This window comes from Streptomyces sp. (assembly GCF_035563135.1).
GTDB lineage: Bacteria > Actinomycetota > Actinomycetes > Streptomycetales > Streptomycetaceae > Streptomyces.
The window spans coordinates 1-7,462 of sequence record NZ_DATMVN010000508.1 but is presented as its reverse complement, the minus strand read 5'-3'; the positions used below and the strand labels follow the sequence as shown (position 1 = coordinate 7,462).

At 71.2% G+C, this 7,462-nt stretch carries 8 protein-coding genes; 3 read left to right on the top strand and 5 right to left on the bottom strand.

Going from position 1 to position 7,462, the window contains the following annotated elements; translation table 11 throughout:
- The 3 genes from VN520_RS22240 to VN520_RS22230 all read right to left on the bottom strand — a co-directional run.
- On the bottom strand, nucleotides 1–659 hold a 659-nt coding region (locus VN520_RS22240), incomplete at its 3' end, for an ABC transporter ATP-binding protein (RefSeq protein ID WP_325748700.1).
- Nucleotides 652–1,299 carry an ABC transporter permease gene (locus tag VN520_RS22235; protein ID WP_325748699.1) on the bottom strand — a complete coding sequence of 216 codons (648 nt, stop codon included), beginning with the start codon at nucleotides 1,297–1,299 and terminating at the stop codon, nucleotides 652–654. The genes VN520_RS22235 and VN520_RS22240, both read right to left, overlap by 8 nt.
- Before the next feature lie 16 nt (nucleotides 1,300–1,315).
- Nucleotides 1,316–1,789, bottom strand: a complete 474-nt coding sequence (locus VN520_RS22230; RefSeq protein WP_325748698.1) for an Lrp/AsnC family transcriptional regulator — start codon at nucleotides 1,787–1,789, stop codon at nucleotides 1,316–1,318.
- 122 nt (nucleotides 1,790–1,911) lie between these two features.
- On the opposite strand from VN520_RS22230, the gene hppD reads away from it, so the two are divergent.
- On the top strand, nucleotides 1,912–3,057 hold the full coding sequence (gene hppD, locus VN520_RS22225) for a 4-hydroxyphenylpyruvate dioxygenase (protein ID WP_325748697.1): 1,146 nt from the start codon (nucleotides 1,912–1,914) through the stop codon (nucleotides 3,055–3,057).
- Nucleotides 3,058–3,117: 60 nt separating this feature from the next.
- Here hppD and VN520_RS22220 read toward each other — a convergent pair whose 3' ends face one another.
- Complete coding sequence (locus VN520_RS22220; RefSeq protein WP_325748696.1) at nucleotides 3,118–4,758, bottom strand: tetratricopeptide repeat protein; 1,641 nt, start codon at nucleotides 4,756–4,758, stop codon at nucleotides 3,118–3,120.
- Between the two features lie 97 nt (nucleotides 4,759–4,855).
- Between VN520_RS22220 and VN520_RS22215 the strand changes: the two genes are divergently transcribed.
- Complete coding sequence (locus VN520_RS22215; RefSeq protein ID WP_325748695.1) at nucleotides 4,856–6,223, top strand: FAD-binding oxidoreductase; 1,368 nt, start codon at nucleotides 4,856–4,858, stop codon at nucleotides 6,221–6,223.
- Nucleotides 6,224–6,240: 17 nt separating this feature from the next.
- On the opposite strand, the gene VN520_RS22210 is transcribed toward VN520_RS22215, so the two are convergent.
- Complete coding sequence (locus VN520_RS22210; RefSeq protein WP_325748694.1) at nucleotides 6,241–6,717, bottom strand: SsgA family sporulation/cell division regulator; 477 nt, start codon at nucleotides 6,715–6,717, stop codon at nucleotides 6,241–6,243.
- A 249-nt stretch (nucleotides 6,718–6,966) separates the two neighbouring features.
- Here VN520_RS22210 and VN520_RS22205 point away from each other — a divergent pair.
- Nucleotides 6,967–7,462 (top strand): DUF2510 domain-containing protein (locus tag VN520_RS22205; protein WP_325748693.1); only part of this gene is annotated, 496 nt, incomplete at its 3' end.

The following is a 7,462-nucleotide window of genomic DNA, read 5'->3' as shown; positions in this document are numbered from 1 at the left end:
AAGTCGTGGGTGACGAAGGCGATCGTCTTGTGCAGTTCGTGCTGGAGCCGGATCAGCTCGTCCTGGAGGTGGTCGCGGGTGATCGGGTCGACCGCCCCGAACGGCTCGTCCATCAGGAGTACCGGCGGATCCGCGGCCAGTGCCCGGGCGACACCCACACGCTGCTGCTGGCCGCCGGAGAGCTGACGCGGGTAGCGTCCGTGGAACTCCCGGGGGTCGAGGCCGACCAGGTCGAGCATCTCCTCGACCCGGTCCTTCACCCCGGACTTCGACCAGCCGGTCATCTTCGGCACGAGGGCGATGTTCTCCGCGACCGTCATGTGCGGGAAGAGACCGGAGGACTGGATGGCGTAGCCGATCTTGCGGCGCAGCTTCACCGGGTCCATGTCGGTGACGTCCTCGTCGTTGATCCTGATCCGCCCGGACGTCGGCTCGATCAGGCGGTTGATCATCTTCAGCGTGGTCGACTTCCCGCAGCCCGAGGGACCCACGAGGATCACGGTCTCACCCGCCTTGATGTCCATGGACACGTTGTCCACGGCGGGGGCGGGGCTGCCCGGGTAGGACTTGCTGAGTTCCTCCAGCTGGATGGTGGCGCCCGAGGTGCCGGCGGGGCGGGTCGGGGTCGGCTCCACCGGCCCGGTGGTTGTCTCAGGCACGGATCCCCCTGGGGATGGTGAGCCGCCCGAGCAGTACGTACGCGGCGTCGAAGAGCAGGGCGAGAATGACGATGCCGATCGTGCCGGCGAGGACCTGGTTGATGGCGTTGGCGCTTCCCAGTGAGGCGAGTCCGCGGAAGATCTCGTTGCCGAGACCGGGACCCGAGGCGTACGCGGCGATGGCGGCGATACCCATCAGCATCTGGGTGGAGACCCGGATGCCGGTGAGGATGGGCGGCCACGCGAGCGGCAGTTCCACCTTGAACAGCCGCCGCGTCCGGGACATCCCTATGCCCTTCGCCGCGTCGACGAGGGACGGGTCGACCCCGCGCAGCCCGACGATGCAGTTACGGACGATGGGCAGCAGCCCGTACAGGGTCAGGATGATCACGGTGGGCGGGACCCCGAGCCCGACCAGCGGGATCAGCAGGCCGATCGCCGCGAGCGAGGGGATGGTGAGGATCGCCGAGGTGGACGTGATCGCCAGTGAGCCGCCCCAGCCGCTGCGGTAACTGACGACACCGATCAGGACGCCGAGGACGGTGGCGAGGACCATGCACTGGAAGACGGCGCTGACGTGCTGGAACGCGTCGGTGAGCAACTGTTGGTGCCTGGTGCTCAAATACTCCCAGAAGTTCACATGTTGCTCCCTCGACTCAGTCGGTGTCCTCTGCAGCCTGCTCAACCAGCGGGATAATACGCAGCGGCACCGGGTTTTCCATGACGATCGCCGTGGACGCCCGGACGATGCCATCAAAGCCGACGACCAGGTCGATCACCCGTTGGAGGTCGGCGTTCGAGCGGGCGACGAGCCGGCAGAGCATGTCCCCGTGGCCGGTCGTCGTGTGCAGTTCCAGTACCTCGGGCACGCCGCGCAAATGGGTGCGTACGTCGGTTCCTTGGCCCTGCTTGATCTCCAGCGTGGCGAACGCGGTGACGGGGTAGCCCAGCGCCGCCGGGTCCACGTCCGGGCCGAAGCCACGGATGACGCCATTGGACTGAAGCCGGTCCAGCCGCGCCTGCACCGTCCCGCGCGCCACCCCGAGCCGCCGCGACGCCTCCAGCACACCGATACGGGGCTCGTGGGCCAGCAGCACGACGAGCCGGCCGTCCAGTGAATCGATCCCCATGATCCGCCCCTCTGTGGTCAGCCTGTACAGACAGCCCGCCCATCCTGGCGGCGGGCTGGACAGATTGACCAGGGGATCGGCGAACTGTTGCGCACCTTGCGAAGCGGCGGGAACCTTCGGGCATGACTGAGACTGTGCACACCACCCCCGACACCGCCCGGCAGGCCGATCCCTTCCCGGTCAAGGGAATGGACGCGGTCGTCTTCGCGGTGGGCAACGCCAAACAGGCGGCCCACTACTACTCGACCGCCTTCGGCATGAAGCTCGTCGCCTACTCCGGCCCGGAGAACGGCAGCCGCGAGACGGCGAGCTACGTCCTGACCAACGGCTCCGCCCGCTTCGTCCTCACCTCCGTCATCAAGGCGTCCACCGAATGGGGCACCTTCCTCGCCGACCACGTGCACGCCCACGGCGACGGTGTGGTCGACCTCGCCATCGAGGTCCCCGACGCCCGCGCGGCCTACGCGTACGCCGTCGAGCACGGCGCGCGGGGCATCGCCGAGCCGTACGAGGTCGAGGACGAGCACGGCACGGTCGTCCTGGCCGCCGTCGCCACGTACGGGAGGACCCGCCACACGCTGGTCGAGCGCGGCGGCTACGACGGTCCGTACCTCCCCGGCTACGTGGCCGCGGACCCGATCGTGGAGCCGGCCGCCAGGAGGACGTTCCAGGCCATCGACCACTGCGTCGGCAACGTCGAACTCGGCCGGATGAACGAGTGGGTGACCTTCTACAACAAGGTCATGGGCTTCACCAACATGAAGGAGTTCGTCGGCGACGACATCGCCACCGAGTACTCCGCCCTGATGTCGAAGGTCGTCGCCGACGGCACGCTGAAGGTGAAGTTCCCCATCAACGAACCGGCGATCGCGAAGAAGAAGTCGCAGATCGACGAGTACCTGGAGTTCTACGGCGGCGCCGGCGTCCAGCACATCGCGCTCGCCACGAACGACATCGTCGCCTCCGTGAAGGCGATGCGGGCGGCCGGCGTGCGGTTCCTGGACACCCCGGACTCGTACTACGACACGCTGGGGGAGTGGGCGGGCGAGACCCGCGTGCCCGTGGAGACGCTGCGCGAGCTGAAGATCCTCGTCGACCGCGACGAGGACGGCTACCTGCTGCAGATCTTCACCAAGCCGGTCCAGGACCGCCCGACGGTCTTCTTCGAGATGATCGAGCGGCACGGCTCCATGGGCTTCGGCAAGGGCAACTTCAAGGCCCTGTTCGAGGCGATCGAGCGCGAGCAGGAGAAGCGCGGCAACCTGTAGGCACAGCACATGAGGGGCCCTCCTCCCGGCGCCGGGAGAAGGGCCCCTTCCCGCATGCCGTCACGGAGCCGCCGAGGCGCTGGGCTTCCCCTGCGGGTCCGGGGCCGCCGACCGCGAGGCCCCCGCCTCCTTCCCGGCCTCCTGCGAGGACTCCGGCGCGGACTCCCGCGAAGGCACGGGCTCCCGCGAAGCTCCGGGCCCGGCGGGGGGCTCCGGCTCGGCGGAGGACTCCGCCGGCCGCACCTGGGCCGGACCGCCCGGCGCCGGCTCACCCAGGGCTTCCAGGGCCTCCCGGGCCAGCGGAGCCGCCAGCGGTGAGAAGTCCGGATCCGTGCGGAGAGCCTGCTCCAGATGACCGCGCGCCGGGCCGTCCTGACCCAGGGAACTCTCGATCACCCCCAGGTGGTAGGCGTAGGAGGCGTCCCGTACACCGGTCTCCACCGCACGCTCCGCGTACTGCACGGCCTCCTCGCTCCGGCCCGCCCGGTGCAGCGACCAGGCCAGGGCGTCCGCCACCGCCGAGCTGCGGTGCTGCGCCTCCCACTCGGCGCGCATCAGTTCGACCGCCGCTTCGGGGTCACCGTGGTCGGCCTCGAAGCGGGCCTCGGTGAGCGCCTCGTTCACCCCGGCCGCCCTGGCCTTCGTGAGGAGGCCGCGGAGTCCGGCGTACTGGGTGCGGGCGTCGCCGTCCAGATCCAGTGACTCGTACAGCTCGCCCAGTTCGAGCGCGTACGCGGGGCGGGGCAGCTTCGCCGTCACCGTCCGGTAGTCCGCCAGCGCCTCGTCCGTGCGGTCCAGGGCCACCAGGGCGCGGGCCCGGCCCGCGAGGGAGACGAGATGGCCGCGGTCCGTGCGCAGGGCCGCGTCGTACTGGGCGAGGGCCTCCGCCGGCTCCCCGCGCTCCGCGGCGAGGTCCCCGAGGCGGTGCAGGGCCGCCGCCTTGCCGGCCGGCGTGGTGGCGCGGTCCGCCGCCTCCTGGGCGGTGGCCAGGGCGTCCTCGCGCCAGCCCTGGTTGCGGTACATGTCGGAGGTCCTGGCCAGGGCGGGGGCGCCCTTGCGGAGGGTGCCGAACTTCTCCGTCGCCTTCGCCGCCGCCGCGTGATCACCGAGGCCGTTGTAGGCGTCGATCAGCACCGGGTACACCGTCCAGTTCTTCGGCTGCCGCGCGCGGACCGTCTCCCCCCACTTCTTCGCGGCGAGGAAGTCGTTCCGGGCGTTGGCGAGCGCACCGAGCCCCACCCAGGCCTCCGTGTTCCCGCGCTCACCCGGCTGCGCGGCCAGCGAACGCCGGAGGGCCTGCTCGGCACGGGGGTAGTACGCCGTGTCGGCGGAGCGCCGCCCCCACTCCACGTACGCCGAGCCGAGCACCGCCCAGGACGGAGCGTCGGCGGGGTGCGTCTCCACCCACTTCTGCCGGTCGCCGATGAGGGCCGTCAGGTCGGACAGGGACGCCGGTGAACCCGCCGCCGCGGCGGCCTCCGCCCGCGCCACGGGCCCCGGTGCGGGCGGTTCGGCCTCCTCGGCGCCGTCCGGTACGGCGATCACCGCACCGGCCACGAGAACGGCTGCGGCCACCGTGCCGAACGCCGCCCTGCGCAGTGTCGTGCGCATCGGCGCGGGAGGCGGGGGGATGGACGTCGCACCCTGGGGCGGCAGGGTGGAGGGGGGTGGCTCCGGGTTCTGCTGCGGCTTGGCATCCATGGCCATCACTCTGCGTCAGTACGAAGATCGCATCGCGCTCCGCGAAGGCTGACGCAGACGGGTTCACACCATTGGCCCCGGATGTCAGGCTTGGATCATGGACGATCTCCTCGAACGACTACGCGCAGGTCTTCCCGCCGAGGCACTGATCACGGACCCGGACGTCACCGCGTCCTACGCCCACGACATGGCGAGCTTCTGCGACGCCGGCACCCCCGCCGTCGTGGTGCTCCCGCGCACGGTCGAGGAGGTCCAGCACGTCATGCGGACCGCCACCGCCCTGCGGGTCCCCGTGGTCCCCCAGGGTGCGAGGACCGGACTGTCGGGGGCGGCCAACGCCTCCGACGGCTGCATCGTGCTCTCCCTGGTGAAGATGGACCGGATCCTGGAGATCAGCCCGGTCGACCGGATCGCGGTCGTCGAACCGGGCGTCGTCAACGCGGTGCTGTCCCGCGCCGTCAACGAACACGGGCTGTACTACCCGCCGGACCCGTCGAGCTGGGAGACGTGCACGATCGGCGGCAACATCGGCACCGCGTCCGGCGGCCTGTGCTGCGTGAAGTACGGCGTCACCGCCGAATACGTCCTGGGCCTGGAAGTCGTCCTGGCCGACGGGCGGTTGCTGAACACCGGGCGGCGTACCGCGAAGGGCGTCGCCGGATACGACCTCACCCGGCTCTTCGTGGGGGCGGAGGGCAGCCTCGGAATCGTGGTCAAGGCCGTCCTCGCGCTGCGGCCCCGGCCGCCGCGGCAGCTCGTGCTCGCCGCCGAGTTCCCCTCCGCGGCGGCGGCCTGCGACGCGGTGTGCCGGATCATGGAGCGGGGACACACTCCGTCACTCCTCGAACTGATGGACCGTACGACCGTGCGCGCCGTCAACGCCATGGCTTCCATGGGACTCCCCGGAACCACCGAGGCGCTGCTGCTCTGCGCCTTCGACACGCCCGACCCGGCCGCCGATCTCGCAGCCGTCGGGGAGGTGTGCACCGCGGCCGGGGCCACCGGGGTCGTGCCCGCCGACGACGCGGCCGAGTCCGAACTCCTGCTGACGGCACGCCGCCTGGCCCTCCCCGCCATGGAGACCCTCAAGTCCGCGACGATGATCGACGACGTGTGCGTGCCGCGCTCCCGGCTGGGCGCGATGATCGAGGGCACCGCAGCCGTCGCCGCGAAGTACGGGCTCACCATCGGTGTCTGCGCCCACGCCGGTGACGGGAACACCCACCCCGTCGTCTGCTTCGACCACACGGACGCCGACGAGTCCCGCAGGGCCCGCGCGTCCTTCGACGAGATCATGGCGCTGGGTCTCGAACTGGGCGGCACCATCACCGGCGAACACGGGGTGGGCGTCCTGAAGAAGGAATGGCTCGCCCGCGAACTGGGCGAGGTGGGGGTCGAGTTGCAGCGCGGGATCAAGGAGGTCTTCGACCCGCTCGGGCTGCTCAACCCCGGCAAGCTGTTCTGACGTCCGCACACCACCGCTCAGGCCTCGCCGTCCTGCGGCTCGTCCTGGGACCAGGGATCGCTCAGCCACGGGTCGTCGGCCGGCAGCGGGGTGAGCAGTTCGGTGAGCGCGCCCTCCAGGCCGATCAGCGTGGTCTCGGTCCCCGGAGGCACCACGCGCAGGGTGCGCTCCACCCAGGCGGCCACGGCTGCCGACGGCATCTCCAGGAGGGCGTCGCCGTCGGGCGAGGTGAGCGCGACGCAGAGGGCGCCCTGGTCCCCGGTCCTCGTGGGCCAGATCCGTACGTCACCGTGCCCGCACGGCCGGAACACCCCGTCCACGAGGAGATCGCGGGCGAACGTCCAGTGCACGGGCGACTCGGAGCCGATGTGGAAGGTGATGTGCACGGCGTACGGGTCGTCGGTGAAGTAGGACAGCCGGGCGGGCACGGGGACGGACCGCTCGGGCGACAGGACCAGCTTCACTTCCAGCTCGCGTTCCACGGCGTTCTGCATGAGGGTGCACGACCTTCCGGTACTCGTAGGGGCCGGTCCCGTGACCGGTCCGCAGAAGGAGAGAGCGCCTTCCCGGGTGTCTATGACGCGACTTCCCAGAAAAACTTCCCCGGACCCTGAAAGTGGTCCGAACGGCAGGACAGGCACGGGGGAGCCCGGCGGTCTGATAGATGTGGACCCTTGTATCGAGGTCGGCCGCCCCCGACGGCCGGCCGGCCTGAGGCCTCGAAGAGATACGGGACCACGGTGATGAGCGCCCCAACCCCGGCACCCGGTGACGAAAGCCCCCGCGAGGGGTACTACCCCGACCCGTCCATCCCCGGATACGTCCGGTACTGGAACGGCGCTTCGTGGGTCCCCGGCACGAGCCGGCCCGCGCCCCCGCAGGGCGGGGCCGCTCCCTCGACGCCGCCGGCCCCGGCGGCCGGCACGGCCCCGCGGTCCCCGGCCCCGGTGGACGAGACGGGCCCGATGTACTTCGACGAGGCGGACGTGACCGACGCCGCGGACGTGGCCGGCGGGGACGGCGGTGAAGTGCCGGTGCCCCCCGACCGGTCCAGGCCGGCGGCCGCCTGGCAGGCCGACACCTCCCGGCAGACCGGATTCGGCGGGGAACGCGACCACCGGGTCTCGTGGGGCGGTCCGGACCCGCGTACGCCCGAGGCACCGACACCCGGAACCGGGGCGCAGCCCGCGGCTTCCGCCCCCGCTCCCTCCGCGACGCCCCCCGCCGCCCCCGCTCCCT